Here is a 25,490-nt window from a genome sequence, read left to right as displayed (position 1 = left end):
TTTAGTTCTGATTTTTGTTGTGGGTTCCTTGCTTGCTGAATTTGTTGTTGCAGGCCTTGATAGGACTTATTAAGTTCCTGAGCTGATAACTTTTTTAGATCATGCTCAGGTTCTTTTTGTAAACCTAATTGTTTAGTTAAACCATCACTAAGCTCAATCACTTTGTTGCTCACTTGCTGGATTTCACTTAAAGCGCTATGGATCACGGCTTTATCTTTAGCCCAGGTAGCTACATAACCGAGGGAGTAATTGCCTGTATCAACCCCAATATTTTGCATAGCGACATATGCGACCGCTTCGGCTTGCGTTTCTTGATAGGCTCGCGGGCGATCTTTAAAGGCTGATTTTAACCCATGTAACTGACTATGCGCATATTCGTGATATAACGTCTTTAGTTTCAAAGCATTGTCGGGCTCATCGCCACCAATGACGATTTCATTAGTATTGGGTTGAAAATACCCCTTAGCCCCATTTAGCGTCTCTAAAGGCACTTCACTGACTTTAAGGTCGGTTTGCTGGTTTAAATAATCTTTGAACGCGTTATACAAGCTCGTTACATTCTGATGATCGGCTAAATTTTCTTTGACAAAATCCTTGGCACTTAACACTGGCTCACCGCTAGTTTGTGACACGTCAAAGACTGGAATATAGCGATAACCAACTATGGCTTTTTCTTCGGTCGTATCAAGCCTTTTCTGATCCTCTGGAGTTAGTTTTTTAATAATAGGGGCCGCAATCCTGATCCCTTTTTCTCCTTTATTTACTGATCGTTTAAAATCATTCTGCCATTTTTTAAAGCCTGCAACTTGGCTGGCACTTGGATTTTGAGAATAGATAAGGTCAATATTACGTTGGCTATACCGGTGAAACTTTGCTACGGTATCAAGATAACTTTTAAATTTTTCACTATCAGTTAGTTTTAAAATTTCTTTTTCGGCATTTTCGACAAGCTGCCTTTCCCATTTTTCAGTTTCAACTTTACTTGGCATGATTAACCCTCCTCGGCGTCTACAAACTCTACAGAATTATCAATTTGGGGTAACTTAATAGATTGTGTGCCGTAAAGTGCTAAATATTCAGCATTCTTTTTTTGCCACGCAACTTGAATATATTTGCCATTACCCGCAACTTCTGATAGGTACTTATAACTGCTTTTATCCGTCAAAATAGGTAATTCGCTTGCTAATGCTTCCAGTTCATTTTTCATGATATATCCTCCTTCTTTTACAATTACACTCGTTGGTTAGGTTTACTTTTTGGTTTTTGAAAAGTAAACCTAAATGACGAGTTCACCAACCGAAACAACGTGAAGGGCGGTAGGCAGGTTCTAATCAAAATCAAAACTTAATTTATGGCCGTCAAGCTTTAACTTGGCGTCAAACGACTTCCCCTTTTTGCTCTTGAAACCCTTTAATTTGCTGGTTTCCCCTTTGGTAACTAACGCTTTTAATGGCAATGATTCAACAAAGTTATCCAGCAGAAGAGTTAGGGCGGATTCTAGGCGTTTTGAATTCTTTGTTGAATCTAGGTGAACCAATTGGCTTAATTTTTGCCGGTCCCCTAGCTGATGTGATTGGCATTGAACGCCTATTTGTGATTGCAGGAATCGGTGCTGCCATTTGCGGGGTGGTCGCGGTGTTAATGCCAATTACCAGGCAATATGACATTAGGCTGCATCAAAAATTGGCGAAATTAACTGAGCAACCAGATAAGTAATTAACATAATGACAAAAAGAGGAGAAAGACCAGACTACCAGCTGATCTTTCTCCTCTTTTTGTCATCACTTAATTACACGTTTTTAATCTTTTCACCAGTCAATCCCATCGCATTAATTGCCACGATAATTGTCGACATCGCCATGACCACAGCACCAACGGCTGGGTCTAGAATGATTCCAATAAATGACAACACACCGGCAGCGAGTGGAATTGCGACAATATTGTAGCCTGCTCCCCACCAGAGATTTTGAACCATTTTCCGATTTGTGATTTTAGCCAAATCAAGAAAATGTAAAATATCGCTGGGTTCTGATTTAACCAACACAACATCAGCGGAATCAATGGCAACATCGGTTCCGGCACCAATTGCAATTCCAATATCGGCCGCGGCAAGACTTGGTGCGTCATTTACGCCGTCACCAACCATGATGACGTGATTGCCCTTTGCTTGATAATCAGCAATAATCTTTTGCTTATCATCTGGTAATAGGCCTGCATGGAATTCAGTCAATCCTAGTAAGTTAGCAACGTGTTCCGCGGCTTTTGGATTATCGCCAGTGAGCATTACGGGGGTAATTCCTCGCCTCTGAAGACCACTAATTAATTCCTTAGCACCCGCTTTGATGGTGTCGCCTTCAGCAACCATTCCTTGAACTTGGGTGCCCTGCAATAGGAAGCTGACGGAATTACCCTTAGCAGCCCATTTATCAGCAGCGGCCTCGTCAAACCTGATCCCTTGCTTCGTTAAATAGTTACCATTAACAATCGTATAGTCAGTGCCATCAACATTACCGGAAATACCAACGCCCGGAATATTTTGAGACTTTTCAGCCGCAACGACTTCAATGTCCTTCGCTTGGGCTTCAGTAATGATTGCTTGGGCCAGCGGATGAGTCGAATTATTTTCAAGGGCGGCCAGTCGGCTTAATAATGTTGTTTCGTCAATCCCATCATTTGGAATCAATGCATTCACCGTAAATTTACCTTCTGTTAACGTGCCAGTTTTATCCAAGAGAACGTGGCTAACATGTTTACTTGCTTCAATGGCTTGGCGATTTCGAACTAATAGCCCATTTTGAGCGCCAATCGTAGTAGAACGAGAAACCACTAATGGAATCGCTAATCCTAATGCATGCGGGCAAGCAATCACGAAGACGGTCACCATGATCGTCATTGCAGTCGCCAATCCCTGGGGTAACCAGGCAAAGAAAGCAATAATCCCAACACCAAATGCCGCGTAAAATAGATACTTGGCAACTAAATCAGCTTTATCTTCTGCTTTAGACTTAGCTTGCTGGGCATTTTGAACCATTTTCATTACTTGAGAAAGATAGCCGGAGTCACCAGTACCACTAATTTTAACCGTTAGCGTCCCGTTATTGTTGGTTGCACCACCAATGACCTTATCGCCAACGTTCTTGGTAACGGCAGCAGATTCACCGGTTACCAGTGCTTCATTCACGGTCGACTCCCCAGCCGTAATAACACCATCGGCTGGAATACTCTCACCTGAACGCACTTGGAAAGCTTGACCAACTTTTAAATCAGATACTGGCACTTCTTTTGTTTCACCATTATCTGTAACTAGATGGGCCGTCCTAGGCAACAGGGCCGCCATCTTTTGTAAGGCATCCCCAGCCCCCATCAATGCATTCATTTCAATCCAGTGTCCTAGAAGCATAATTAAAATCAGGGTTGCAAGTTCGAACGAAAAATCCATTACATGATTTGCCGGGTTCAAGAAGTTGTTGGCAATAAATGCGTACAAACTGTAGAAATACGAAACGGAAATTCCAAGGGTTACTAGCGTCATCATTTCAGGAGATTTATTCTGAATTTCCGCTTTAGCCCCCTTTAAAAATGGCATTCCGCCATAAAAGTAAAGTGCTGTATCAAACAAAACGATGATAATGCCAACAATTAGCGGTGAACTGAAACTAAGGATGGAAACGTTTAAACCCATGATTGGTGCTAACAGTAAAACTGGAATCGCTAAGACAACGGAGACCCAAAATTTAACTTTCAAATTCCCCATATGCATCATTGAGCCACCGTGCATCATCATGTCAGTCCCAGCCATATCCATATCACCGTGGTCCATGTTCATTTGATTATGATCCGTTTCGGTCATATCGTGATCCATATGACTCATATTTGATTCATTATTTTCCATATTCTTAGCACTCATGTTTTTCATGTTCATATGGTCCTCTTTATTTGCCATGATTATCGACCCCCTAAAAATAAGTGTGCGTAGCAAAGCGGTTAGAAGCCGGAATATAAGTTCCTTGTGTGGAAATCCCCGGGCTCGGGATTTTTCCACCAGGTTCTTATATTTAGGCTTCTGCTTTGCGGAGCACCATGCCACTATATGAATGAGAATTACGACAAAAATTCATAAGTTTCCGCCATCAGAAATCCCAGATTCTGGATTTTTGTGCAGCAATCCTAAAAGTAAACAGAACACCGCAGTCTTAACACGTTTGATCACCTGGCAAGCAGTTACACTGAACTTCCTCGGGCGCTGTTTTGGCCTTTTCAGCTAGAATCGCCTGTAAGTTCGCAATATCCGCCCGTGAGAGTTCCCTTGACTGAATAACGCCGGCAATTGTTGAACCAGCCCGCATCGCACACATATGGTCAAACAAATCATCTGCCGCTGCCGCCATTGATTCCTTCTCGCCAACAACCGGCTTATACGTGAATGGTCGACTACCGCCATGCTGTGAAACCGCCTGTTTTTGAATCAACCTGTGAAGTAGCGTTTTGGTTGTTGAAGCTGACCAGCCTTCTAATTCGTTCATAGCATCGATTAGTTCACGACTAGTCGCATGTCCCATTGTCCAAATTGCTCTCATAACCATCCATTCAGAATCGGTGATGGTTACATTCTTTGCATCTTTCAATTGGCTTCCTTCATTAATTGAATTCTAAGTTTACGTTTGTAGCCTTTTAACACTTATTAGTTTACAACTGTAGTCACAATAATGCAACCTTTCTGCCAGAAAATACCATGACATTAAAAAAACGCCTAGATAATATTCCAGACGTGTTTTGATACGATATGTTAAATTAATGATCTGGGAATTTTTGGTTTTCTTGTTAGTATGGTGAAATGCCTCTTAGAACCTGTCTAGTATCTGCTGAATCTGGTAGAATTGTGGAAAACCGACTGAGGAGTTTGTCATGCCAGATTATCCAAGCAATATTTCTCGAGCGCAATTTGCGTTAATACAACCTGATTTAGAAAACTTCCGCAAGCATACAAGACCGCGTCGTTATGATCTTTGTGACGTATTCAATGCCATCCTTTACTCGCTTACTACAGGGTGTCAATGGCGTGAATTACCGCACGATTTCCCGGAATGGCACACTGTCTACCACTATTACGATATGTGGCGAGATAAACCAGACCCGACAGCCGATTCACTATTAGAAAGTCTTTTAAAAAAACTGTTGCTTACTATCGCTTTGCACAGGGCCGATCGGCCCGAACGTCGTTTGTGATTGTTGATGCTCAAAGTGTTAAAACCACTGATTTAACGAAAAATAGTGGCTACGATGGCGGCAAAAAGATTTCAGGGATTAAGCGTCATATGGCGGTTGATATTAATGGTTTACCACAAGCCGTTCTCGTGACACGAGCTAATGTATCAGATCGTTCAGGTGCATTGGCTATGTTTATTAGTTTGGCTAGCCAAAATTTATAGCTGGTTCAGCATGTCATGGTTGATGGTGGCTACACTGGCAATGACTTTGCGGATCAGGTGAAGCTCATTTTGAATGCTAAGACGACGGTAGTTAAACGCAACGAGTTGCATATGTTCACGGTGTTACCGCAACGACGGATCGTTGAACGTTCATGGAGTTGGCTAGACAAATGTCGGCGACTTTGGAAAAACTGTGAACGTGCCCTTAACAGCAGTTGGATTGAAGTCAATATTTGAGACAGATTTTAAGAGACATTCAGAACCGCGTTTACCTTCCACAGCTCAAATAAATCATTAATCGCGATTAATAACTTATTTGAACCCTGGAAAGCATTAAATCAGGCGGCCATTTGGCTCGTAAGTGTTGCAATTTCAACTTGTAAGGGGGTCTGGTAGCCCAGTGAACTATGAATTCTCTTCCTATTGTAGATAGCATGCACATATTCAAAAAGGACGGCAGCGGCAGTTTCATAATCTTCAAAGACCGGCACTGGATAAACACATTCCTTTTTGAGGGAAGTGTGAAGGGATTCCATTGGCGCATTATCATACGGACAACCCTTACGGCTGTATGAGTGGCGGATATGTAGTTCGGTTAAACGTTGATTGTAATCATCGCTGGTATACTGTGATCCTAAATCCGTATGGATAATCAGGTCCCCAGTAATGGTTCGATTTTTAACCGCGCTTTCAAGGGTCTTTAAGACTAAATCAGTATCCATCTTTTTTGAGAACGAATAGCCGATAATCCGTCGTGAGTGCAGGTCCATGATGGTTGATAAGTAACACCAGCCATCACGCTTCGTTTGAATATAGGTCATATCAGCGGTCCATTTTTGATTTAAACCAGTGGTCGAGAAATCCTGCTTAAGCAAGTTGGGACGCTGTTCAACCTTGGTTTTGGAAGCCGAAGCCGCTTTCCACTTATTGACGGTAACGGAGTGGATATCCAGTTCCTTCATGAGCCGGGAAATCCGTCGTGGACTACACCGAAGCTGCAGTGGTTGAAGTTCCAGATTCAATTCATGGTGGATCTTCATAACACCGTATCGCTGCTTAAATTCCGCAAAGATCCGCAGAATCCGTTGTTTCAAGTCCGCATCTTCGGCCCGGCGTTTTGAAGGTTTGGGGGATCGATAACGATAATACTGAGCTCTGGAAACACCGAGGATTCGGCACATCTTGGTTACCTGGTGGTGATGACTTTCTTGGTGAATGTAATCAAAGATATTGGTTACTTCTGCGCAAGGAAGCCCAGGGCTTTTTTTAGGATTTCGTTCTCCTCAGACAGCGAAGCCAGTCGCTTTTCCATCGCTTTGATTTCGTCTGGCGATTTACCGGATTGAGTTTTGGCCTGGCCCTGGATCCACTTATGAACTGTTGAATAGCCAATGCCATATTCTCTGGTCAGTTGGGCAGCTGATTCGCCTTGCTTATATAGGTTGATAATGTTTTGTTTGAATTCTTTGTCGTAACGAGTTGGCATGTAAAAATTCCTTCCTTTTGAGAGACGATTTATTCATTATACCCTCTCTTAAAATTTGTCTCAGGAATCAGCTTACATCCATAGCAGCACTTGAACCTATTAATCAACGGCCATTGAAAACTATCGGACTTATTCGGATTAATTTTACAATCTGCCTATTGAAAAAAATATTCAAAAAATTATTCATTCTTTCCAACCTTCACTTTACTTAGTGAATTATCAGGTGTTTTACTGTAAACTATTAATTTCTCCATTAAATCAATGTATAATGTGTAGCTATTTGTTATTTTCTTTAATTTTTTCATGTAAAAACTTATGACGATCAGAAATTAGGCTAAGAAACTTTGCGAGGTCATCATCGGTAGGTAGTTGCTTAATAAAGTTACGTGCTACTGACCGCTTGTTAATATATTGTTTTTATCGTCCTATTTTTTATTGGCCCGTATTTGAGATTCAGTTAATTTAGACATGATATTTTCTCATTACTTATTTAATCAGATTGATCACTTGTAAAATAATTAGAATTACTAGTAATGCAGTAATTATTTTTAATTGTTTATCGTTTACTCATACGGATCAGCAAACATCGCTAACGTCGTTTTTAAAACTAAGTCATAGACTTGATGCTGTATTTTAGGTAAGGTAGCTAATTGATCTTTAGTCGGGACGACTTTAGTCATGATAATGGCGTAGTGTTCTTCAACCTTTTTTCCATTAACATAGCGCTTATTTGGGGTGGTATTGGTTAAAGCGACTGGCTTAGAGACTAAACCCAGATACTTCGTCAGATTAGCCACTAAATAATCAAATTCTTCATCAGTGATGTAAGCACAATCGGTGCGGGGATAACTAAGGTACTTGGCTTCGTATAAACTCTGAATGGCCGCTAAGGTTTGACTGGCGCTGGCGTGATAACGTTTATTCATGGCACTTTGCAGACTGGATAGCGAGAATAGTTGGGGACTAGCACGTTTTTTAGCCTGGTTTTGAACGCCCTTGATTAAACCAACCTGTGAGCCTTTCTGAACGTGTTTAGCTTGCATGAATGTCGTTAGCCCTGCTTTGTCTTTAAATCGCTGATAGGGGGCTAATTTTGCGACGAATTTTTGCTGATTAGCTACAATTTCCGCATTTAGTTCAAAATAGGGTTCCGGCTTAAAGTTTTTGATTGCCTGGTCTCTTTGATAGACCATACACAAGGCTGGCAGCTATGGGTAACTAATCGAGCACGCTCTACGTACCAAATTTTTGTCAATATAAAATACATTATGGGCTACCATTCATACCAATTAACCAGTCGCTAATTTTGTGATTACAAGTGCATGCCCCAATCTTCATGCCGGTTCCGGGTTTGGTGTTGTCGCTGCTTTTTCGTCATTTCCCACTCGGTTTCTTTCAGTCCACGTTCTTGCTTTTGCCGTTGGTAATCTTCGTCACGAGCATATAGAACAGTCATGATCGCATCACTAAAGGCCGTCTTTAAGTAGTAGCTTGGACTAACTGGCTTGTAATTTAGCGGTTGATAATGTCCCATATTTACTTTTCTATACTGGTCGTCCTTGGCCTGTTGCCCTTTTAATTGCTTTTGGATTTTCTCGATCTGACTGTTCTTAATCGTTGGATCGACTTTGCATTCACCCAAAAAGAGTTGTTTAGTGCCATCATGCTTTAAAACCCGTTGTAGGTGATGATTTTCTAACTGGTCTAAGCTGAGCTGTCCCGATAAATAAGCTAGTCCTTGTTGATGTTCTTGGGGACTGAACATCTGTGGTGGATTTGCTTGCCACTGTGCGATTGTTTCAACCTTACATGGTTTTAAAGCTGGATTATAGTACATCACTGCTGTATAGGCCTGTTCCTGTTTAATCATTGGTAATTCATTAAAATCGCCGTTAGGAAAAGCTCTTCTTAAAACTTCCTGGTATTGGGTTTGAATAACTTGCTTCACAGCCATGATTGTTCGTAAATCTTTGACTGCTCGAGTAATCTTTTGCTGTTCGGTTGGTGAATACTTTTCTAGTAGACCTTGATCAGCGTGTTCTAGACTTTCTAAGCTATCATCATGAATCATCAGCGTATATTTAAGCTCAATTTTGACTTCCTTCTCTTGTTGCATTAATAACTTCCAGCCAACGTATGGCCGTTTGGTAAAGGTCAATAATTGTCGGGTCAATAAATCATCACGAATATTCATTAAACGTTCGTTTAATTCACTGCCTTTGAAAATCGTTTGTTCACTATTAGTTTCTTTAATCAATTCCCGTCGTTCAGCCGCGGTTATCTGTTCAAAATCAAGCTCTGGATAAAGCTTTTTCGTCGTGCGATCGACTACTTTATTTAAGAGTTCATCCGCTTTTTTGAGTGAGCTTTCTTGTTGGTTAATTGTCAATAATTGTTTAGTCACATCTTCACCAACCGCATGTTTAATTAAGGTACTGTTTTTCCAATTAAATAGCATGCGTTGCTTATCATCTAAACTTTCCAAACTAATATAAGTTTTCAGTTCGTGGCTTAACTCTTTGACCACTTTTTTATCGTTAAACGAGAAGTGTTTACTTAGGCTATCCAAGTGGCCTTGATTAATTACTTTTTCCTGCATATTTTTATAGCCAGCTTTGGACTTACGATAGGTCTTAACTTGTTGATTAAATGCCTTTCTTTCATGCCGTTTACTATTGATTCCCTCGTGTTGCATTGGTGTATCAGCTATTCCCTGTTCCACAAACGATTTTTCACTAATCCGATCCGGAATATTTTTTTGTGCCAAAACTTGATTAACACTGTTTGCCCAATTGTGCCGCCATTCAGTTATTTTTTCTTTTTTATCCCAATCAACCAACCAAATTTTTCTTTGTTTTGGAAACCCGCTTTTGGTTAAAAGTTGCTTGCCATTTTCATCTTTAATGTACTGCGTCTTTGCTTTTAATCCCCAACTACCATCGGGGTTAAATGGTCGGTTAGTTAACATCACATGTGCGTGTGGATTATCTTGGTGGTCACGATGAATTGCTACATCAGCTACCATGCCTTGATCAACAAAATTTTCTTGCACGTATTTTGTCAATAATTCTTTCTGTTCATCTTCGCTTAGTTCAACTGGTAAAGCCACGTTAAACTCTTTCGCATACCGAGAATTTGCTCGCCGATCTTTTCTTTCTACTTCGTTCCATAATTTTTCTCGATCACTGGCCCATGCTGGTGCATTTTGGGGGGTTAAAATAAAACTCTCTGGCATGACTGACCGAGCATAGAAATAGTGGCGACCTTCTTGATTATCAAATAATTTTTCACCACTTCGATAAGCGGCACTGGCAATCGCACTTCGTCCTTTCCCAGCACTAATATTACTAAAACTCATATGAAATATTGCCATGTTAGTCACCTCTTTATTTTGATTCTATAAGCTTGACTTTGTTGTCGCTATCGGCGACTTCTAATACAGGATTTTTGGGGTTAGCACAACATAGAATTTATTCTATGTGTAAGTGCGCATTGACCTCGTTTCACTCGGTCTGCTGATTCTCTTAACTTTAACTTAGTGTATGCCTTCCGCTTCGCTTTTTCAACTTTTATACTTTGACTTGGCGTTTTCATTGTGATATAGTGACCGTGATTATTTGTAAAACGATTGGAGGAATCCTTATGTCTCAAAGTAACTTAGAAAAACAAGAAGCTAAATTAAAAGCCCTTAATCAAAAAATTAAGGACGAAAAAAATAAGATTGAACAACGGCTAGGTAAACAAATCATCAGTCAAGCCAATTTAGATTATGCTAATTTGTCTAACGATCAGATTAAGATTTTAGCCCAGCAATTTTCTGAATTTTTAAAGGTAAAGTCTGTAGATCATTAGCCATACGAGATGGGGAAATTCCATGTCTAATCAATATGAAAAATTAGTCGAGCAGCAAGCGCGTTTAAAACAAAAAATTGAGCGGGAAGATTTTAAATTACGGCAATCTAAATACTATGAAAATCGGCAAGCCCGCAAAGCCCGTTCTCGCCGACTAATTCAAAAAGGAGCCTTACTCGAAAAATACTTTCAGGCTGATAACTTATCAGTCGAACAAACCGAAGAACTTTTAAAAATATTTGCTAATTACGTTAATGCGCATAAACCGAACAAATTCAAAAACGATCAACCTAATAACTAGGCCGATCGTTTTTATTTTCGGGATCATTTTTTGGTTTGACTTCTGGGTTCTGATCTGCATTATTTTGTAACTGCTTTTGCACCTTTTCTGGATAAGTAATATTTTGGTTTATCCAAGGAAAATACCTCAAATCGTTCTTAAAAACTTGTCCCTTCTCTCTTGCATAAACAAAGGTAAACTTTTCGCTATTATCATAGATCATGACCTTATCAGATTTAAAAGCCACTAATGGCAAATTATGTTTGGATTGCTGATAACGTTTCTTGATCGTTGCTACTGGAACACCGTGGCCACCTTTTTGTACCCGTTCGTTGACCCTTTGGATAGCTAAATTTTCATCTCGCAAAGCAACATATAATAAAGCCACTTCAAAACCATTTTTGTGAGCTTTGTCAATCAAATTGAGTTGAGCTTTGCCTCTACCTGCCAGTGTTGTTTCTACGTGAATACTTTGCTGGTGATCTAAAGCATAGTGTAGTTGTTTGATTTCTTCTTTCATGGCTTTTAAATTGTCGCTGTCTTTATGCCAATCGCCACCCATTTGTCGTAAAATCTCATCAGCATTAATCCGTTTTGTTTTATCAAACAATATGGGAAATGTATCGTACAGCGTACTCTTACCTGCTCCGTTAATACCAGCAACAATAATATATTGGGGTTTATCTATCAACGGACAAAGTCCTTTCGCTTAATAACCTCATCTTGCCTTTTATCTAAAAAGTAGGTATACAAAGCATCATATACTTTACGCTTTTCTGGATCTGGCTCATGTAATGATTTATCAAGTAAATCTTTCAAATCAATTTTTTTGGCGATTTCAAAAAAGTCATTGATTGTAATTGTGTCTTTCATGTTAATCACACTCCCAAGTTATTAATTTATTTAATCTGATAAGCCATTAGTCTTCATCTGGATCATTGAGCCAATCGCTGACTCCTTTAGCGTCTTTTAACTCGGTGACTGGTGTCCCTTCGGTCGCCTTTAAAAAGCGTAAATTAGCTCTTTCTGCTTCGCTTAAAGCTGGTTTAAACGGTAACGCTGCTTCCGCTACGATTCGCTTATAAAACATGTTAATCGCTGTGGTTGGATTTAGACCCAACTCGTTTAAAACTGCTTCCGTATTATCAGCCAAGTCTTTATCAATTTTAACTTGTACCCGCTTTTTTTCTTTAACTGCCATGATCGTCTCACTCCCCCTCTTAACTACTACCATTATACTACCTCTTGAGTATCACTTCAATTATATAAGTCTTCGAAAGCTACATGTTAGTTACCTTTTTCAATAGCATCTAATATTTGACCTCTAAAACGTTCATATACGAATTTAAAATACAATCTAGTATAATTATGTCAATTCGGCTTAAAGTGTCTTAAATGAGCTTACACGGCGTTTTAATTTCAAGTGCGCTCGCTATCAACACTCCGATAGATTGTTTTTAGCAAAGTTTTTGAGATGGTTTTGGGTTCTTTTACTAATCTCGTCTTCAACTAATTTAAGTTCTAATTTATCCGTTTTTTTGTTGCTTGTACATCTGGTTCAATTCATTAGCACTTAATTTTTTGTTTGCTCGAATTTGTAATCCTTGGATACCATTATCATATGTCCACTGTTTAACTTCAGTCATGTCATTAGTCCGATAATAATTGGCAATTAGTTCGTTCCATTGATCCCACTTATCTAATGGGACATTAATTAAACCAGCGCCACCGTCAATCATAATTTTATTGGCACTTAAAGTTGCCGTCCTTTTGTTCCCGTCCCAAAAGATTTGTTGACGCATATTATGATACATGACAGTCAATGCTTTATCAGTAATCGTCGTTCGTGGATCAGTCAAGATTTTTTGTAAAAAGGATTGTTCTTGTTTTTCGTTAATTAAAGGCGGCTCAAAAAAGTCTTCACTACCTAAATTAACTCCTCCTTTTCCTTGCCGTAATTCCCCTGGTACTAAGGCGTCTTCTGCTGCCACAATTTTGTTGATTTGTTTTTCCATGGTTAACGTTAAAGGGGAATTTTGAGTAGTGATATATTGCCACCCACGCTTTAAATTAACAATCGTCAAAACATCTTCAACAGGTACTCCTGCTACGCTCATACCGTCCATAATAGTTTGTGTTTGTGGCAATGTGGTATTAACGCCTTCAAAGCGAGCATTAGTATGCACTAACTTGGTAAAATTTGCTCGGGCAAACCGTTGGTTTTCCGCAGTTGTGAATCTATACTTGTCCATATATGTTCGTGTCTTAGCCATATTTTGTGCCTCCTTTTTATTTCAGTCACTGATTATTTGAACTGTCTATGTTAAATCACAAAGTGCTTTTCATTGATGATTTATTCTTGGCGTTTATCTAAGAGGTAAGTGTGTAACGCGTCAAACAGCTTGCATTTATCAGGATCTCGATTTTGGGCTGCTTGCTCCCAAATGTCTTGAATATCGACTGCCCAAGGGTCAGCCAACAATTGCTCAATTTTTTTCAACTTCTTTGCTTGGTTTGGTCATTTAAAAAGCTCCTATCCCATTTTTCTAGTTTAGCTATCGCCAATTCGGCCACTCAAGGTGCCTATTTTTGCTTCTAAGCGATTTTAAAGCGATTTTAATATAATTATGCGTGTAACGCTTAAAACGGCTTAAATGAGCTTATATGGTGTTTTAGTCTCAAGTGCGCTCGCTACCAAGATTCTGTTCTTCGGGGTGTTTGGCTGCATATTCTCTAGCTGCTTGTTGGTTCCACCAAACACCAAATAGGTTTTGCATGGTGCCGTACAGGTAGTTCTCAACATTCTTGATATGCTTCTCGTCGCTTCTTAGAGCATTAAAATAGCGCCTTAATGTTTTGGTCATCATTTTTTTTAAATCAGGGTCATCTAATAGAATCCATACGCCTAAATCTTTATGTTCTTTTTCAACAGCATATTTGGCGTTTAAGATAATGCCAATAAAGCGCCGCATTTGTTGTGGGGTACGGCACCAAAAGCTAAGTAGTTGCACAGCTTCTGGTTCTAAGAAAACCGGTAAGCCACTGTCTTCATCAGTTAAGAACTCATTCGCATGTTTTACTAAATCCCGATTTTGGGCTTCAATTTCAGCTGGTGAAAAATTGGCTGTGGAAAAGTCCAACTTTTGAGTATCTATATCGTATCTATTAGTATCTATATTATTTTTATAGTCTTTATATAGATTGCTTTCGATTTTCGAAATTCCGCTCGTAGCAAGGGTTTGCGGGGGGTCGTCAACGAAGTCATGCGGACTTTCGATTTTCGAAATTCCGCTCGTAGCAAGGGATTCAACGAAGTCATGCGGACTTTCGATTTTCGAAATTCCGCTCGTAGCAAGGGATTCAGGCTTTTTTTGCCCATATTCGCCCCTTAAATAGACATCAGTAGCTTTCACATCGAGTTTAGAAAGGTATAGACGATTTGGTTCATTCTTTTTCGTTTTAGGATTAAATCCCATTTGAATTTGTTTTAATAGATTAGCTGTTTGCAATTCTTTTTTGATTTTAACGGCTTTTTCAGTAGCGCAGTTAAATAAGTCTTGTAGTTCTTTAACGGTAAAAATAAAGTAGACGTGTCCTTTTTCATCAACCCAATTGTTGCGCAAAGAATACTCGAGCCGATCTTTCAGTACCATATAAGCTAGCTTAGCGGCATCACTTAAATGTTTGTATTGCTCGCCATACATTAATACCTTAGGAAACTGGAAAAATAAGGCTCCATATACGTTATCGGCTTCATAGTAATTAAAATTTGTTGATTTTGTCATAATAAAAACTCCCTTTCTCGACTGACACACGCTGTCTCAAAAGAGAGTTGCTAAAACATTTGATTTGCTTTAAAATACAAATCTGATATACTCTAACTGAATTACAAGGCTTTCATTGGTCTGGCGGCTTTGTAGTTTCACCAGCATGTGTCTGTTTGTGAGTTGCCCAGTCGGCAACTTTTTTTAATTTATAACAATAAAAAATGGACTAAATAGCTCCAGTTAGCTACTTAGTCCATTGACTTCAATTTGTTTTTAACTATCCTTAACTTGCCCTTTTGGACTGGTTTGCGGTATAATTAACCTACAAATTAAGAGCAATGTTCAGACGATTTAGACCTGCAAGTTAAAATCGTCTGAATCTAAGTAGCTGCCTGATAGCTACTTGCTAAACCAAAGGTCCCTGATTCCTCGTGAATTGGGGACCTTTTTGGTTTAGCTTAATCTCTTCATTCGGTTGTTAAATTGGTTTTAGTTTAGCATAGTACTTCCTAACCGGCAACCTTATTTGGTCTTGTATTCCTTGCCAGCGAGGGGTTGGGACCAATAAGTGATAGAAGACACTAGTAAATATTCAAATAGTATGAATACATTAAGAAACTTAGCGGCATTAATATCAAAAACACTAAACATTAAGAGCATAACGAGGTCGCAGAAATAAGCGGTAAACAAGGATACTATTTGCAATATACGAATAACTGAACGGCAAATACCTCTCCATTTTTCAAATAGAATTTTTAACCAGCATTGTAGTGGGAAGAGCTATCGCCTAAAAAGAACGATCATCTACTCAATGAGTTTTTACCATCTTGATGGCGGGCTCCACCTAAAAAACTACAATACAAGCAACAAAAAATATAACATTTGTTTGGCCTCCCATAATAATGCCTTCTTTCTAAAAACCTAAATTACAAATTAAACTCTTTTTTCAACAGCCGTTCTAAATATCTAGAAGCAGTTAGCTCTTTTCCTTTAGCACGTTTAGCCAATTCATTAGCAATATCTTGTTTTAAGGTATAGGACTTTGAAACTCTAGGTGCAGGCCTTTCATTGGTTACTGGGTTACTGTTTAGACTGTTTCTTAGTTGATCCATTTTATCTTCAAATGCCATAATATTAATCCTTTCTATTTTTTATATTATATCATATCATAGTATAGCATGATGTATTATCATATATTATGATTCTTGGCTAGTAAAAGTAGCAAAGATATTGTCAATATTCTCAAAAAATTTTCTTGATTTTGGAGTTGAATTATTTTCTTCCTCCATCTTGATCAGTGGTTCATGATTAAGAGTTGTTTTGTTGAATATTTCTCTTTCGGGGACTAGTGCAATAGTTCGAGGATCTTTTTCTATTTGTTTTACAAATTCATGTGAAGATTTGGTGTTGTGTTTTATTCGATTCCCAATAAATTTCAATCTCGCTGTGACAAAGCTTTGACGACTTTCAACATTAATCACATCTTGCTTTAATTGTTCCATTCGTAATTCCAAGTTACTTTTAGAAATAAACCCATATTCGCTTGGTTCAATCGGACTAAAAACAAGATCTGAAATTACAATCATATTTTGTGTAATCGTTGAAAAATCCGGGTGTGTATCTATTAGTACATAATCAAACTTCTTCAGTTCGTCATAATTGTCGGAGAACCACATGTACATTAACAACTCTTTATTGGCTCTTGTTTGAAGATCGTTATTGATAGTGTCCAACTGCATAGAAGCAGGGATAATGGATAAGTTTTTGTGCAACTCAATAATTTCTACTTTTTCACTATCTTTTGTAAAAATATTAGCTAGGGTGCCATGATCTTTATAAATATCATAGGTTTGGGTTAAACTGCATTGGTGGTCGCTATCAATCAGCAAAACATTATAGCCTTTACTAGACAGCCATTCACCGTAATTAAAAGTTAATGTTGTTTTGCCGACTCCTCCCTTAATAGCAGCAAAAGTAATTATTTTCATAGTACGCCTCCTTATTTACAATCCAAGCATATCATAGCATGGTGTGATATGCAATGCTTGTTTTTATTGTTTTGACATCGTTTGTATGTTATAATGGCGCTAAATGAAGAAAGGCGGGGATAAACATGGCAACGAGTGCAACAACTATTCGTCTTGATAATGAGCTTAAAGCAAAATTGACAAAAGAATTAAGTGTTACCGGTTTAAGTATTAATGCTTACTTTAACATGGCGGCAAGACAGCTAATACTCCAAAAGAAGATTCCGTTTGAAGTTCTGACTGAAACAGACGAACCGACAGAGGAAACTAGACGTGCCTTAGTGGCGGCAGAGGCTAAAGAGTTGGGGATTATTCCAGATGATGTCCCAGAATTTGATAATACACAAGATCTAAAGGATTTTTTGGATAACTAATATGTATAAACTTAAACCTGAGCCACAATTCAAAAAAGATTATCGCCAACTTAAACGGGTACACCCTGAGCTAATCAATGATTTAATGCAAGCCTTAGAACAGCTTCAAATAAATGGTATCGTTAATCAGGAATATCAACCACATGTGCTAAAAAATCGGGGCGGTAATTATAATGGACACTATGAGTTTCATTTATTAGACGGGAAAGTGGATATTCTGGTCATTTATATGCCCCATAAGACTAATCCAGTGATCCGTTTAGTTCGAATCGGTGGGCACGATGAATTGTTTCATGGTAGTTTAAATTGAATATCAAAAAAACTAGCAAATCTCCCAAGTTCAGGGATTATCTTGCTAGTTTCTATCGCTTCTTGTGATAATGACCATGGAATAATTTCTTATGAGAACCAATATTAACAGCAACGAGTACTAAATCTTGATTGTTGACTTTATAGATAACTACAATGTCATTTGTTTCAGTTGGTTGCTGCCCCTTGGGAGTATCACGAAGATGAAATTCTCGATAGCCAGTATAGTTTCCTTCTAGTTCGTGATTATGAAAGTCATTGGGAAGTATGTCGCCATCGAGGAGAATAAAAATAGCATCTTTTACTTCATCAATAATTGTTACATCAAGCTGTGCAAGATAAGCTAAGTTTCGTTCAAACGATTTTCGTGGTTGATATTGATACCTCATTGGTTACTGTTATCCTTTGGCTTAAAACTGTTCCAATAATCGTCAGTTGGTTCAACGATAGGATCATCAGGTAAGATATGCATTTCGATTAGCTTATCTCTGGCAATAGCATAATCTAGTGAATCTTCTTTAGCATTAACAGCTTCAAGAAGGGTATTGAGTTGTTCTTGTGAGATAACAGCTGCTGCTCGTTGATTAGAACGTGCAATTAGTACTGTTTGATTTTCATCATTAACTTTATCTAAGTAGTCTTTAATATGATTACGGAAATCACTTTGAGTAGTAGCAATTGGCATAATAAGGACTCCTTTCTCTTTTTATACATTATATTGTACTATATTATGTACGTTGCTTCTACTACTAGTGTCTCATAATAGTTAGACAAAAGTTCTAACCATTGTGAGGCGCTTTTTCGAGAGTGTCAAGAATGTTGTGTAAAAAGGGAAACTTCGCCCGCATGAATTGGCAATTCTAAAACATCGAATCAAGCGTGTCGTGACAGTCCTTGAATCCCCGATGTGCTCGATCGCTTTATCGTTGTACTCCATTACTTGCGTCATGATAAAGCGATCGAGGGCCCCTTCGTTTGGGAACTGCTCTTTACGTCGGACCATCTTCTTCAGGCTCTTATTGAACGACTCAATTAGGTTCGTCGAGTAGATGGTCTGACGGATCGCAGTTGGAAAACTGAAGAACGTGAATAGCTCCTCCATTTGGACTAGATTCTTGATTCGACGCTTATAACTGGACTCCCACTTAGCACTGAAAGCCGCCAATCGTTCTTTGGCGGCTTGTAGGTTCTCTGCTTGTCGAATAGCCTTAAAGTCGGTGATAATCTCCCTGCGATCGTTTTTGCGAACGTACCCTAAAAGGTTGCGCTCTGCGTGGACCCAGCACCTTTGAAACTTCGCCTGCGGGTAGTTAGCCTCAATCGCAGATTGAAGTACAACTAAACCGTCGACGATGAACAACTGAATATCTTTAATCCCCCGTGCGCGTAATCCCTGGAGTAGTTCAGACCAAGCGGCTCCGTTCTCGGTCGGTGCGATACTGTAGTCAAGAGCTTCCTTACCGCCGTCACTTCGAATTCCGATCGCTACGTTAACGGCTTCTCGTTCAACGGTACCACGGCGTAACGGAATGTAAGTAGCATCGAGGAACACACAGACGTACTGTGAGTACTTGAATCTGCGCTCGTGGAACTCTTCAACCAGGTGTTCCGTCCGCTTAGTGATGTTTGAAACCGTGGTTGGTGAGTAGTAGTGGCCGTACATTCTCTCAACCATATCAGCGATTTCACGAGTTGTGACGCTCTTGGAGTACATCTTGATGACCATTTCCTCCAGTCCATCAGTCCGACGCACGTAAGGAGGGAAGAGGGCGTTTTGAAACTTGTTTAACCGGTCCCGTGGGATCGTCAGATTAATTTCACCGTACTCAGTGTCGATCGTGCGGGTGTACGTCCCGTTCCGGTAGTTCACGTCGTCTTTTGATCGGTCGATCCGAGTATGTGGTTCGTAGCCTAGCACCGCAGTCAGTTCATTTTGAAGGAACTGATTAGCGGCCACTTTAATTTGACGACGTAAGACTTCATTCAGGGTAATATCTTTGTTGGAAGATAGCGCTGCGATAATATCTTTGTTAAACTGGTTCATGGGGAAAGCCTCCGTATTCTGATTGGTTTTTGGCGATTTCAATCATACGGGGAAGGCTTTCCCTTTTTCAATACCCTCAAGGTATCAATTTACACAAAATATTTTACACTCCCTAAACGATCAAACTAAAAGTCCTATTTCGTAACTTAACTTAGGTAAAAACCGATTGAACAATACTAGCAGGCTCTTTACAAAGTTCTACTTTTCGACTTTTGGTTAACTTACACAAATCGTCTTCCAATAAATAATTTAGAAGATCATTTCCTATTCTTCCTCCAAAGTGGAAATTTCGCTCCGAGAAATCTAAGCAACAGGGCACGGTAGCTTGATTTACTTTACAAAACTTGCTGAATATATTTTTCCCTTTTTCAGTAAAAGAATAGTTAACTTTATCAGAAGTGAAGATTAGATATTTAAGCTCAGCATACCTAAAAATAGTGACCCCTAGTTTTCCACCAAGATGATGTAAACAAGTTCTTGCAATTCCTAAATTACTAATGGTATTTCTACTATCCAACATGTTATTACTGGCATTACCTAATTTCGTTACATTATAGCTCATTTTATTTTTGTAATACCATCTACCGTAAAAATGTAATGAAATAATAGTTTTATCACACTGAAGTTGACTTATTACTTCTTCTCTGCTTAAATGGCAGACTTTTGACAGTTCATTAACAGTCAACCATTTATTACAGGTAAGTGCACTATTTACAACTCTCATTTGTTATCATCTCTCATAAAATCTAAAAAATTAGGAACTAACTCAAATATTCTATTTGTTATTTGATAAAGAACGAACTTTTTTTGTTTTGTGGTTCTTAGTAAATTTGCTTCTTTTAATATTTGTAAATGCCTGGATACAGTCGAGGTACCTAGTGATAAAAGCTGTGACAGTCCTTGTGTAGTACAAGGTGACTTCGAAACGGTTTTCAAGATCTGAAGTCTGGTTGGTTCACTAAGAGCCTTAAAAGTTAATAATAGTTCTTTTGGTGTATAAATTAGATCTGCTCTTTTTTGTAGTCCGTAAGTAATGACCACTCCATTTTTAAATGTATCAACGAATAGATGAGGCCAAGTAAAAAAACTTGGTATGAGCATAATTGTGTCAGTATCTTTAAGATCAATTTCTCTCTCAAAAGGCTTATTAATAATTAAAGTATCATTTTTCCAGTGCATACGGGCTACTTGCAATTCGTCTATAGTACTTCGAATACCATGAATATTAATTGAGTTCGCCCGTATCTTGATTTCCTGAAATAACAGTTTTTTAATATTATCTTTTTCCCAAACCGCAGAAAAAACATTGTCATTATACTTAACGATAAATTTAAAAAAACGGTTAATGACAGTTTGCGGGTTACCACTAAGGTCTTTTATAAGTAATGAATTCCGGTTAATAGAAAAATCCTGCCATTCAAGACCTTTAGCTAAATTTGGAATGAACGTGTTACTTCTATCGTGATTTAAGGTGGATAACTCATTAATTAGTCCATTTACATTACTTTGCCTACTAAGAAAAGCGCGAAGCATGGATAGTTCATCCTTTAGATTACTAGCATTGTATTGAAAATTACAAAGTATAGTGGGAGGAACACCTAATTCATATACAGGACTAAAGTAGTACAAATTATCAATATCCTCTTTATCTAATTGTTCCATTGTCTTTAAGGCCCAATCTATAACTAACCCATGATGCCTAGGATTCATCAAGACATGAAGACTTCTAAGAAGTTCATTCAGTGGTGAATAAACAAACTGAAATCTTTGAGTTAGTGTCTCGTCTGTTACAGTAGAGTATTTACTAAAGTTTATCCTAATAGTCATTTTGTCCTCTTTGATTCGATATTTCTTGAATCGATTGATTGTTAATTGGATTTATATTAGCATAATTAGCACAATCTAACAAGGAGGATTAATAGAATGATTCACGACAAAAAACACTTAAAATACACAGCAATCCCCGACGAAGAGATGTATTGGAAAAGGGTAAATCGTAGTTTGGGTTGGCTCGGTGACACCAAACAGGAACAACATAATAAGCAAGAAAAATTGAAAAATGTTGTAATTGGAATAGCAGGCACTGGTGGAATAGGAGGACAACTTGCACAACGGTTAGTTCGAATGGGCGTTCGAAATCTAAAATTGGCAGACCCAGATACATTTGATATTTCAAATATGAATAGGCAAATGGGTGCTGATCTGCAACATATTGGAAAAAATAAGGCAGAAGTTGTTGCAGAAATGACTTACAGCTTGAATCATGATGTAAATATAGCAGTTTACCCTGAAGGTATTACTAAGGAAACAGCCGAAGATTTTGTTCAAGATTGTGATTATGTTTTAGATCAAATGGAATTTTACGAAATTGCAAATCGATATGCTCTACACCGTGCATTTAGAAAGTCATCAAAAGCAAAGCTTATTTTCAAAGTTCCAACGGTTGCTCACGGAACATATATTTTCAAATATACAAAAGACTCAATGAAGATCGAGGATGTGTATGGTATTAAAGAAGATTCTGAATTAAGCCCTAAGGTAATTCACCGTTTAATGGAAAGAATTATTCCTCACATGCCCAAGTATCCAAGCAAAGAGACTCTAGATCATTGGTTTGTAGACATGCATAGGATGCCCATTTTTGCAGCGTGTCCCCCTATCGCAGAAGGTGTGTTAGCTGAACGCTTAGCTCAAGAGATAACAGGGCTTAATAAATTACCTGGTGCTATTGAAGTACCAGCACAACCTGGATATGTATATTTTGATACATTAAATTGGACTACAGAAGTTAAGAAAGGAAAATGGTGGACCGATGACACAAAAATTTAACATCATCTTCTTTTCGGAAGTTAATTCTAAATTTGGCATGCCTATCTTTAAAATGCTTTACCATGATGACCGATTTAATATAAAAGCGTTTGTTACAACCCCCGAGGGAAAACTATGCTCTTATTATATAAATGAAGATAATCCGGTGGACCTAGAAAAGTATGCAGAATCAAAAGATATACCAGTATTTAGACCCAACAATATAAATTCTTCCAAATTTATAGATGAATTAAGCGATTTCAACCCTGATTATATATTGATTGCTAATTATCAAAAGATTTTCAAAAAGAATCTAATCGAATTTCCTAAGCTTAAAACATTAAATTTCCATCCTAGTCCATTACCAAGATATGCTGGCTTAGCACCATTCTTTTGGATGTCTCTAAATGGAGAAAAAAATACTGGTGTTTCCTGTATAGAAGTTACACCTGAAATAGATGGTGGAGATATTGTTCTCCAAAGGAAAGTTAGGTTAACAGGAAATGAAAATTCACTAGAGGTCAGAGAAAAGCTATTTAAAGCATCTTTTTCTCTATTTAATGACGTTTTAGATCTAATTTGTCAGGGACCACTTAAAACCCATAAGCAAGATATGACGAAAAGAGATTATCATAGCAACCCATCACAGGCAGATAAAACAATTACCAACAATGATACTGTATCATCAGCATTAGCAAAACTAAAAGCTTGCGCTCCTGGTAATGCTTACGTCCAAATTAACGATAATGTATTCAAGGTAAATAGTGTTAGTTGGAGCCAAACCAGTAAAGCAAAGTTAAAATTAAAAGATGGTAGACTTTCATTCTTTCTGGAGAATGCGCTATGAATATAAGAACTAAAGATAATTTAGTCGTTATAGTTGCTGGCATAGGAATGTTATTATCAACATTAGATACAGGGATTATCAATGTTGCACTACCATTTTTTAAATCTTACTTTGAAACTACAGCAGACATTGCTGCTATTGCAGTTACGGGTTATACTATTAGCCTTGCTGTTTTTATTCTTCCTTTTGGACTACTTAGTGATAAATTTGGTAAACTATCGTTCTCATATATTGGACTGATAATTTTTGGGCTTAGCTCATTACTTTGCGGACTTTCAGCTAATATTCAAATGTTAATTATGTTTCGAATTTTCCAAGGTATTGGTGCAGCTGCATTACAAGCAACATCAGCCTCTTTAATTACTACCTTAGTTTCTGCTGAAAAATCCAGTTCTGCTATCGGAGTTTTAGGAATTATGATTGGTGTCGGACCTGTACTTGGTCCTTCATTAGGTGGATTGCTACTATCATTAAATAGTTGGAGAGGAATATTTTGGTTAAACATTCCGTTCGTCCTTCTGGGACTCATTTGTAATCACAAATTAATTACAGAGATCTCTGAGAATAAATACGCTAAACACATTGATTACCCTGGAAGTCTTACTAATGGACTATTTGTGATATTGCTTATTAGTGGATTGTCATTGCTAAGCTCACATAGTATTATTGGGATAGCATTAATAATTGCTAGTCTAATAGCTGTAATTATCTTGTTTAAAGTAGAAAGAAATAAAGAAACTCCTGTTGTCAATGTAATAAATCTTATTCAGAATAAATCGCTACTGGTATATCTATATGAAACGATTGCCTTTGGCTTTGCTTCAGCCATAATCTTTCTTATGCCACCTTATTTGTTTGAAACTGTCTTTAAATTAAATTCAGGATTGACGGGTATACTGGTACTAGGTGCACCTATAGGTCTAGTTTTATTTTCTAGAATATCTAGTGCACATAATAATGGTTTGAAAGATAATTCCTTTTCTAAAGTCGGATTATCTATTATTCTTTGTTCATTACTACTCTTGAGCCTATATCAAACATCTTTACCATATATTTTAGTTACAATTTGTTTGTTTATTTATGGTGTAGGTGGTGGTTATTTCCAACCGGCGAACATATCTGTAATTATGAAAACTACTGATATCACTTCACAGGGTAGTATTGGTTCACTCCAACGAATGGTTCAAAATGTTGCTATTGCTATGGGTACAGCAACAGGTTCAGTATTTTTAAACATGTGGTCTCATGAACTAGTAACAGCTATTAAACTTGGTTGGATTACTGCAGGATGCTTAATTATAATTGCAATAGCTCTAGATTTTGCCCTAAGTAAAAATAGTTTCAAATAACTCTAAGAATAACAAAAACACCTGTCACACGCGACAGGCACTGATTTGTTTTGCTGAAATGTTAATGGACTTAATCAGTTTTTTTAGCTGCTTCTTAGAAAGTAGCAACAATACAAGAACGATGATGCTGATGTATAAATCAAGTCAGTCGATTACTTATCCGAACCGGTGGGACATCTGAAAAGATGCCCTTTTTATGTTCAAATTCTGATTGATCAAAATTACTATTAGGAGGAATTAAATGAAACGCTGCTTTCCGAAAAACGATGATGCTCCATTCCTTACGAAGTATCATGACCACGAATGGGGTAAGCTGAACCTCAACGAGAATTACTTATATGAGATGATGGTTCTAGAATCCTTTCAATCGGGACTTAGTTGGCAATTAGTCTTGGATAAGCGAGAAAATTTTCGACAAGCCTTTGCAGGCTTTAATGTGGAGCGGGTTGCAAAATTTACCAGTAATCAACGTAAGCAATTACTGAAAAACCGAGGAATCATTCGTAATCAGCGAAAAATTGATGCCGCCATTAATAATGCTCGTGTAATGACTAAAATGCACCGTGAAGGGCACCAATTGTGTACAGTACTAACAACCTTAATTCCACAGCCAATCGTTAACCACCCTCAACAGTTTACTGATATACCGACCCAGAATAGGCTATCTCGAAACCTAGCAAAAGAGTTTAAAGAAATAGGTTTTCAATTTATGGGGCCAGTAACAACCTACTCCTTTCTTGAAGCGGTAGGCCTAATTAACGATCATATCGAAGACTGTCCTTTTAAGTACACTACTACGTAAGCTACAAAAATTACACTCTATTCTTTACTAATAGGACTCTCTTTTAAGATTTGGAGATATTAAACTCATTAACGGTTTCACGATAGGTGGTCCCCTGTCAATAAAATAGACAATTT

26 protein-coding genes and 5 pseudogenes are annotated in these 25,490 nt (G+C 38.1%); 10 read left to right on the top strand and 21 right to left on the bottom strand.

The window, feature by feature from the left end; genetic code table 11:
* The 3 genes and pseudogenes from FC60_RS07950 to FC60_RS09355 form a co-directional block, all read right to left on the bottom strand.
* On the bottom strand, positions 1-989 hold a 989-nt coding region (locus FC60_RS07950; RefSeq protein WP_056937864.1), incomplete at its 3' end, for an ArdC-like ssDNA-binding domain-containing protein.
* 2 nt (positions 990-991) lie between these two features.
* Positions 992-1,207: a hypothetical protein gene (locus tag FC60_RS07945; protein ID WP_003713050.1), complete on the bottom strand. Its 216-nt coding sequence runs from the start codon at positions 1,205-1,207 to the stop codon at positions 992-994.
* A gap of 120 nt (positions 1,208-1,327) precedes the next feature.
* A pseudogene (locus FC60_RS09355) lies at positions 1,328-1,450 on the bottom strand (topoisomerase C-terminal repeat-containing protein); the annotation flags it as partial.
* Here FC60_RS09355 and FC60_RS07940 point away from each other — a divergent pair.
* Positions 1,441-1,716, top strand: a pseudogene (locus FC60_RS07940) (MFS transporter); the annotation flags it as partial. The pseudogenes FC60_RS09355 and FC60_RS07940 sit on opposite strands and share 10 nt — an antisense overlap.
* Positions 1,717-1,789: 73 nt before the next feature.
* Here FC60_RS07940 and FC60_RS07935 read toward each other — a convergent pair.
* A complete protein-coding gene (locus FC60_RS07935) occupies positions 1,790-3,943 on the bottom strand; it encodes a heavy metal translocating P-type ATPase (RefSeq protein WP_056937862.1) in 2,154 nt (717 codons plus the stop codon).
* Positions 3,944-4,193: 250 nt separating this feature from the next.
* The gene (locus FC60_RS07930) at positions 4,194-4,625 is read right to left on the bottom strand and encodes a CopY/TcrY family copper transport repressor (RefSeq protein WP_002817470.1); all 432 of its coding nucleotides are present in this window, start codon (positions 4,623-4,625) and stop codon (positions 4,194-4,196) included.
* A gap of 280 nt (positions 4,626-4,905) precedes the next feature.
* Here FC60_RS07930 and FC60_RS09345 point away from each other — a divergent pair.
* Positions 4,906-5,666, top strand: a pseudogene (locus FC60_RS09345) (IS5 family transposase).
* A 101-nt stretch (positions 5,667-5,767) separates the two neighbouring features.
* Here FC60_RS09345 and FC60_RS07910 read toward each other — a convergent pair.
* The 4 genes and pseudogenes from FC60_RS07910 to mobQ form a co-directional block, all read right to left on the bottom strand.
* Positions 5,768-6,646: an IS3 family transposase gene (locus FC60_RS07910; RefSeq protein WP_268871584.1), complete on the bottom strand. Its 879-nt coding sequence runs from the start codon at positions 6,644-6,646 to the stop codon at positions 5,768-5,770.
* A 17-nt stretch (positions 6,647-6,663) separates the two neighbouring features.
* Positions 6,664-6,915 carry an IS3 family transposase gene (locus tag FC60_RS07905; RefSeq protein WP_032811335.1) on the bottom strand — a complete coding sequence of 84 codons (252 nt, stop codon included), beginning with the start codon at positions 6,913-6,915 and terminating at the stop codon, positions 6,664-6,666.
* Positions 6,916-7,481: 566 nt separating this feature from the next.
* Positions 7,482-8,108: pseudogene (locus tag FC60_RS07900) on the bottom strand (DNA topoisomerase); the annotation flags it as partial.
* A 119-nt stretch (positions 8,109-8,227) separates the two neighbouring features.
* Complete coding sequence (mobQ, locus tag FC60_RS07895) at positions 8,228-10,288, bottom strand: MobQ family relaxase (RefSeq protein WP_056937858.1); 2,061 nt, start codon at positions 10,286-10,288, stop codon at positions 8,228-8,230.
* 269 nt (positions 10,289-10,557) lie between these two features.
* Between mobQ and FC60_RS07890 the strand changes: the two genes are divergently transcribed.
* Positions 10,558-10,767: a hypothetical protein gene (locus tag FC60_RS07890; RefSeq protein WP_040459007.1), complete on the top strand. Its 210-nt coding sequence runs from the start codon at positions 10,558-10,560 to the stop codon at positions 10,765-10,767.
* Positions 10,768-10,789: 22 nt separating this feature from the next.
* Entirely contained in the window at positions 10,790-11,068 is a 279-nt protein-coding gene (locus FC60_RS07885; RefSeq protein WP_003649842.1) for a hypothetical protein, read from the top strand.
* Here the strand turns inward: FC60_RS07885 and FC60_RS07880 are convergent.
* The 7 genes from FC60_RS07880 to FC60_RS07850 form a co-directional block, all read right to left on the bottom strand.
* On the bottom strand, positions 11,058-11,738 hold the full coding sequence (locus FC60_RS07880) for an ATPase (protein WP_056937857.1): 681 nt from the start codon (positions 11,736-11,738) through the stop codon (positions 11,058-11,060). The two genes, FC60_RS07885 and FC60_RS07880, sit on opposite strands and share 11 nt — an antisense overlap.
* Positions 11,735-11,920, bottom strand: coding sequence for a hypothetical protein (locus tag FC60_RS07875; protein WP_049174165.1), 186 nt, complete (start codon positions 11,918-11,920; stop codon positions 11,735-11,737). The genes FC60_RS07880 and FC60_RS07875 overlap by 4 nt, the downstream gene beginning before the upstream one ends.
* Positions 11,921-11,966: 46 nt before the next feature.
* Positions 11,967-12,248 carry a type II toxin-antitoxin system RelB/DinJ family antitoxin gene (locus FC60_RS07870; protein WP_047036285.1) on the bottom strand — a complete coding sequence of 94 codons (282 nt, stop codon included), beginning with the start codon at positions 12,246-12,248 and terminating at the stop codon, positions 11,967-11,969.
* A 325-nt stretch (positions 12,249-12,573) separates the two neighbouring features.
* On the bottom strand, positions 12,574-13,320 hold the full coding sequence (locus FC60_RS07865) for a Fic family protein (RefSeq protein ID WP_056937856.1): 747 nt from the start codon (positions 13,318-13,320) through the stop codon (positions 12,574-12,576).
* Positions 13,321-13,725: 405 nt separating this feature from the next.
* Positions 13,726-14,832, bottom strand: coding sequence for a replication initiator protein A (locus tag FC60_RS07860; protein ID WP_056937855.1), 1,107 nt, complete (start codon positions 14,830-14,832; stop codon positions 13,726-13,728).
* Positions 14,833-15,740: 908 nt separating this feature from the next.
* Positions 15,741-15,944 carry a hypothetical protein gene (locus FC60_RS07855; protein WP_005717323.1) on the bottom strand — a complete coding sequence of 68 codons (204 nt, stop codon included), beginning with the start codon at positions 15,942-15,944 and terminating at the stop codon, positions 15,741-15,743.
* Between the two features lie 66 nt (positions 15,945-16,010).
* Positions 16,011-16,802 (bottom strand): ParA family protein, encoded by a 792-nt coding sequence (locus FC60_RS07850; protein WP_056937854.1) that lies wholly within the window; start codon positions 16,800-16,802, stop codon positions 16,011-16,013.
* A 125-nt stretch (positions 16,803-16,927) separates the two neighbouring features.
* Between FC60_RS07850 and FC60_RS07845 the strand changes: the two genes are divergently transcribed.
* Both FC60_RS07845 and FC60_RS07840 read left to right on the top strand, forming a co-directional pair.
* On the top strand, positions 16,928-17,215 hold the full coding sequence (locus FC60_RS07845) for a type II toxin-antitoxin system RelB/DinJ family antitoxin (RefSeq protein WP_056937853.1): 288 nt from the start codon (positions 16,928-16,930) through the stop codon (positions 17,213-17,215).
* A gap of 1 nt (position 17,216) precedes the next feature.
* Entirely contained in the window at positions 17,217-17,525 is a 309-nt protein-coding gene (locus tag FC60_RS07840; protein WP_005717332.1) for a type II toxin-antitoxin system YafQ family toxin, read from the top strand.
* A 52-nt stretch (positions 17,526-17,577) separates the two neighbouring features.
* On the opposite strand, the gene FC60_RS07835 is transcribed toward FC60_RS07840, so the two are convergent.
* The 5 genes and pseudogenes from FC60_RS07835 to FC60_RS07815 all read right to left on the bottom strand — a co-directional run bounded on the left by FC60_RS07835 (position 17,578) and on the right by FC60_RS07815 (position 21,395).
* Positions 17,578-17,913, bottom strand: a complete 336-nt coding sequence (locus FC60_RS07835) for a type II toxin-antitoxin system YafQ family toxin (protein WP_056937852.1) — start codon at positions 17,911-17,913, stop codon at positions 17,578-17,580.
* Complete coding sequence (locus FC60_RS07830; protein ID WP_003712280.1) at positions 17,910-18,209, bottom strand: type II toxin-antitoxin system Phd/YefM family antitoxin; 300 nt, start codon at positions 18,207-18,209, stop codon at positions 17,910-17,912. The genes FC60_RS07835 and FC60_RS07830 overlap by 4 nt, the downstream gene beginning before the upstream one ends.
* Positions 18,210-18,384: 175 nt before the next feature.
* Positions 18,385-19,568, bottom strand: a pseudogene (locus FC60_RS07825) (IS256 family transposase).
* Between the two features lie 151 nt (positions 19,569-19,719).
* Positions 19,720-20,292 (bottom strand): hypothetical protein, encoded by a 573-nt coding sequence (locus FC60_RS07820; protein WP_056937851.1) that lies wholly within the window; start codon positions 20,290-20,292, stop codon positions 19,720-19,722.
* Complete coding sequence (locus FC60_RS07815; protein ID WP_056937850.1) at positions 20,289-21,395, bottom strand: ArsR/SmtB family transcription factor; 1,107 nt, start codon at positions 21,393-21,395, stop codon at positions 20,289-20,291. The genes FC60_RS07820 and FC60_RS07815 overlap by 4 nt, the downstream gene beginning before the upstream one ends.
* Positions 21,396-21,491: 96 nt before the next feature.
* Between FC60_RS07815 and FC60_RS09700 the strand changes: the two genes are divergently transcribed.
* The 4 genes from FC60_RS09700 to FC60_RS07795 all read left to right on the top strand — a co-directional run bounded on the left by FC60_RS09700 (position 21,492) and on the right by FC60_RS07795 (position 25,374).
* Positions 21,492-22,397, top strand: coding sequence for a ThiF family adenylyltransferase (locus tag FC60_RS09700; protein WP_056937849.1), 906 nt, complete (start codon positions 21,492-21,494; stop codon positions 22,395-22,397).
* A complete protein-coding gene (locus FC60_RS07805) occupies positions 22,381-23,223 on the top strand; it encodes a methionyl-tRNA formyltransferase (RefSeq protein ID WP_056937848.1) in 843 nt (280 codons plus the stop codon). The genes FC60_RS09700 and FC60_RS07805 overlap by 17 nt, the downstream gene beginning before the upstream one ends.
* Positions 23,220-24,572, top strand: coding sequence for an MFS transporter (locus FC60_RS07800; protein ID WP_056937847.1), 1,353 nt, complete (start codon positions 23,220-23,222; stop codon positions 24,570-24,572). The genes FC60_RS07805 and FC60_RS07800 overlap by 4 nt, the downstream gene beginning before the upstream one ends.
* Before the next feature lie 241 nt (positions 24,573-24,813).
* Complete coding sequence (locus tag FC60_RS07795; protein WP_056937846.1) at positions 24,814-25,374, top strand: DNA-3-methyladenine glycosylase I; 561 nt, start codon at positions 24,814-24,816, stop codon at positions 25,372-25,374.
* Positions 25,375-25,490 lie beyond the last annotated feature (116 nt).

Source organism: Limosilactobacillus gastricus DSM 16045 (genome assembly GCF_001434365.1).
In the GTDB taxonomy this organism is placed as follows: domain Bacteria; phylum Bacillota; class Bacilli; order Lactobacillales; family Lactobacillaceae; genus Limosilactobacillus; species Limosilactobacillus gastricus.
Note: the sequence above shows the minus strand (reverse complement) of the source record. Positions and strands in the feature narration are given on the sequence as shown.

Excerpts from the sequence above, each read along its gene's own strand:
- FC60_RS07840 (WP_005717332.1), top strand. The coding sequence starts at position 17,217 with ATGTATAAACTTAAACCTGAGCCACAATTCAAAAAAGATTATCGCCAA.
- FC60_RS07875 (WP_049174165.1), bottom strand. The coding sequence starts at position 11,920 with ATGAAAGACACAATTACAATCAATGACTTTTTTGAAATCGCCAAAAAA.
- FC60_RS07870 (WP_047036285.1), bottom strand. The coding sequence starts at position 12,248 with ATGGCAGTTAAAGAAAAAAAGCGGGTACAAGTTAAAATTGATAAAGAC.
- FC60_RS07805 (WP_056937848.1), top strand. The coding sequence starts at position 22,381 with ATGACACAAAAATTTAACATCATCTTCTTTTCGGAAGTTAATTCTAAA.
- FC60_RS07845 (WP_056937853.1), top strand. The coding sequence starts at position 16,928 with ATGGCAACGAGTGCAACAACTATTCGTCTTGATAATGAGCTTAAAGCA.
- FC60_RS07945 (WP_003713050.1), bottom strand. The coding sequence starts at position 1,207 with ATGAAAAATGAACTGGAAGCATTAGCAAGCGAATTACCTATTTTGACG.
- FC60_RS07890 (WP_040459007.1), top strand. The coding sequence starts at position 10,558 with ATGTCTCAAAGTAACTTAGAAAAACAAGAAGCTAAATTAAAAGCCCTT.
- FC60_RS09700 (WP_056937849.1), top strand. The coding sequence starts at position 21,492 with ATGATTCACGACAAAAAACACTTAAAATACACAGCAATCCCCGACGAA.
- mobQ (WP_056937858.1), bottom strand. The coding sequence starts at position 10,288 with ATGGCAATATTTCATATGAGTTTTAGTAATATTAGTGCTGGGAAAGGA.
- FC60_RS07860 (WP_056937855.1), bottom strand. The coding sequence starts at position 14,832 with ATGACAAAATCAACAAATTTTAATTACTATGAAGCCGATAACGTATAT.
- FC60_RS07885 (WP_003649842.1), top strand. The coding sequence starts at position 10,790 with ATGTCTAATCAATATGAAAAATTAGTCGAGCAGCAAGCGCGTTTAAAA.
- FC60_RS07905 (WP_032811335.1), bottom strand. The coding sequence starts at position 6,915 with ATGCCAACTCGTTACGACAAAGAATTCAAACAAAACATTATCAACCTA.
- FC60_RS07865 (WP_056937856.1), bottom strand. The coding sequence starts at position 13,320 with ATGGCTAAGACACGAACATATATGGACAAGTATAGATTCACAACTGCG.
- FC60_RS07935 (WP_056937862.1), bottom strand. The coding sequence starts at position 3,943 with ATGGCAAATAAAGAGGACCATATGAACATGAAAAACATGAGTGCTAAG.
- FC60_RS07835 (WP_056937852.1), bottom strand. The coding sequence starts at position 17,913 with ATGAGGTATCAATATCAACCACGAAAATCGTTTGAACGAAACTTAGCT.
- FC60_RS07795 (WP_056937846.1), top strand. The coding sequence starts at position 24,814 with ATGAAACGCTGCTTTCCGAAAAACGATGATGCTCCATTCCTTACGAAG.
- FC60_RS07800 (WP_056937847.1), top strand. The coding sequence starts at position 23,220 with ATGAATATAAGAACTAAAGATAATTTAGTCGTTATAGTTGCTGGCATA.
- FC60_RS07830 (WP_003712280.1), bottom strand. The coding sequence starts at position 18,209 with ATGCCAATTGCTACTACTCAAAGTGATTTCCGTAATCATATTAAAGAC.
- FC60_RS07850 (WP_056937854.1), bottom strand. The coding sequence starts at position 16,802 with ATGAAAATAATTACTTTTGCTGCTATTAAGGGAGGAGTCGGCAAAACA.
- FC60_RS07855 (WP_005717323.1), bottom strand. The coding sequence starts at position 15,944 with ATGGCATTTGAAGATAAAATGGATCAACTAAGAAACAGTCTAAACAGT.
- FC60_RS07815 (WP_056937850.1), bottom strand. The coding sequence starts at position 21,395 with ATGACTATTAGGATAAACTTTAGTAAATACTCTACTGTAACAGACGAG.
- FC60_RS07820 (WP_056937851.1), bottom strand. The coding sequence starts at position 20,292 with ATGAGAGTTGTAAATAGTGCACTTACCTGTAATAAATGGTTGACTGTT.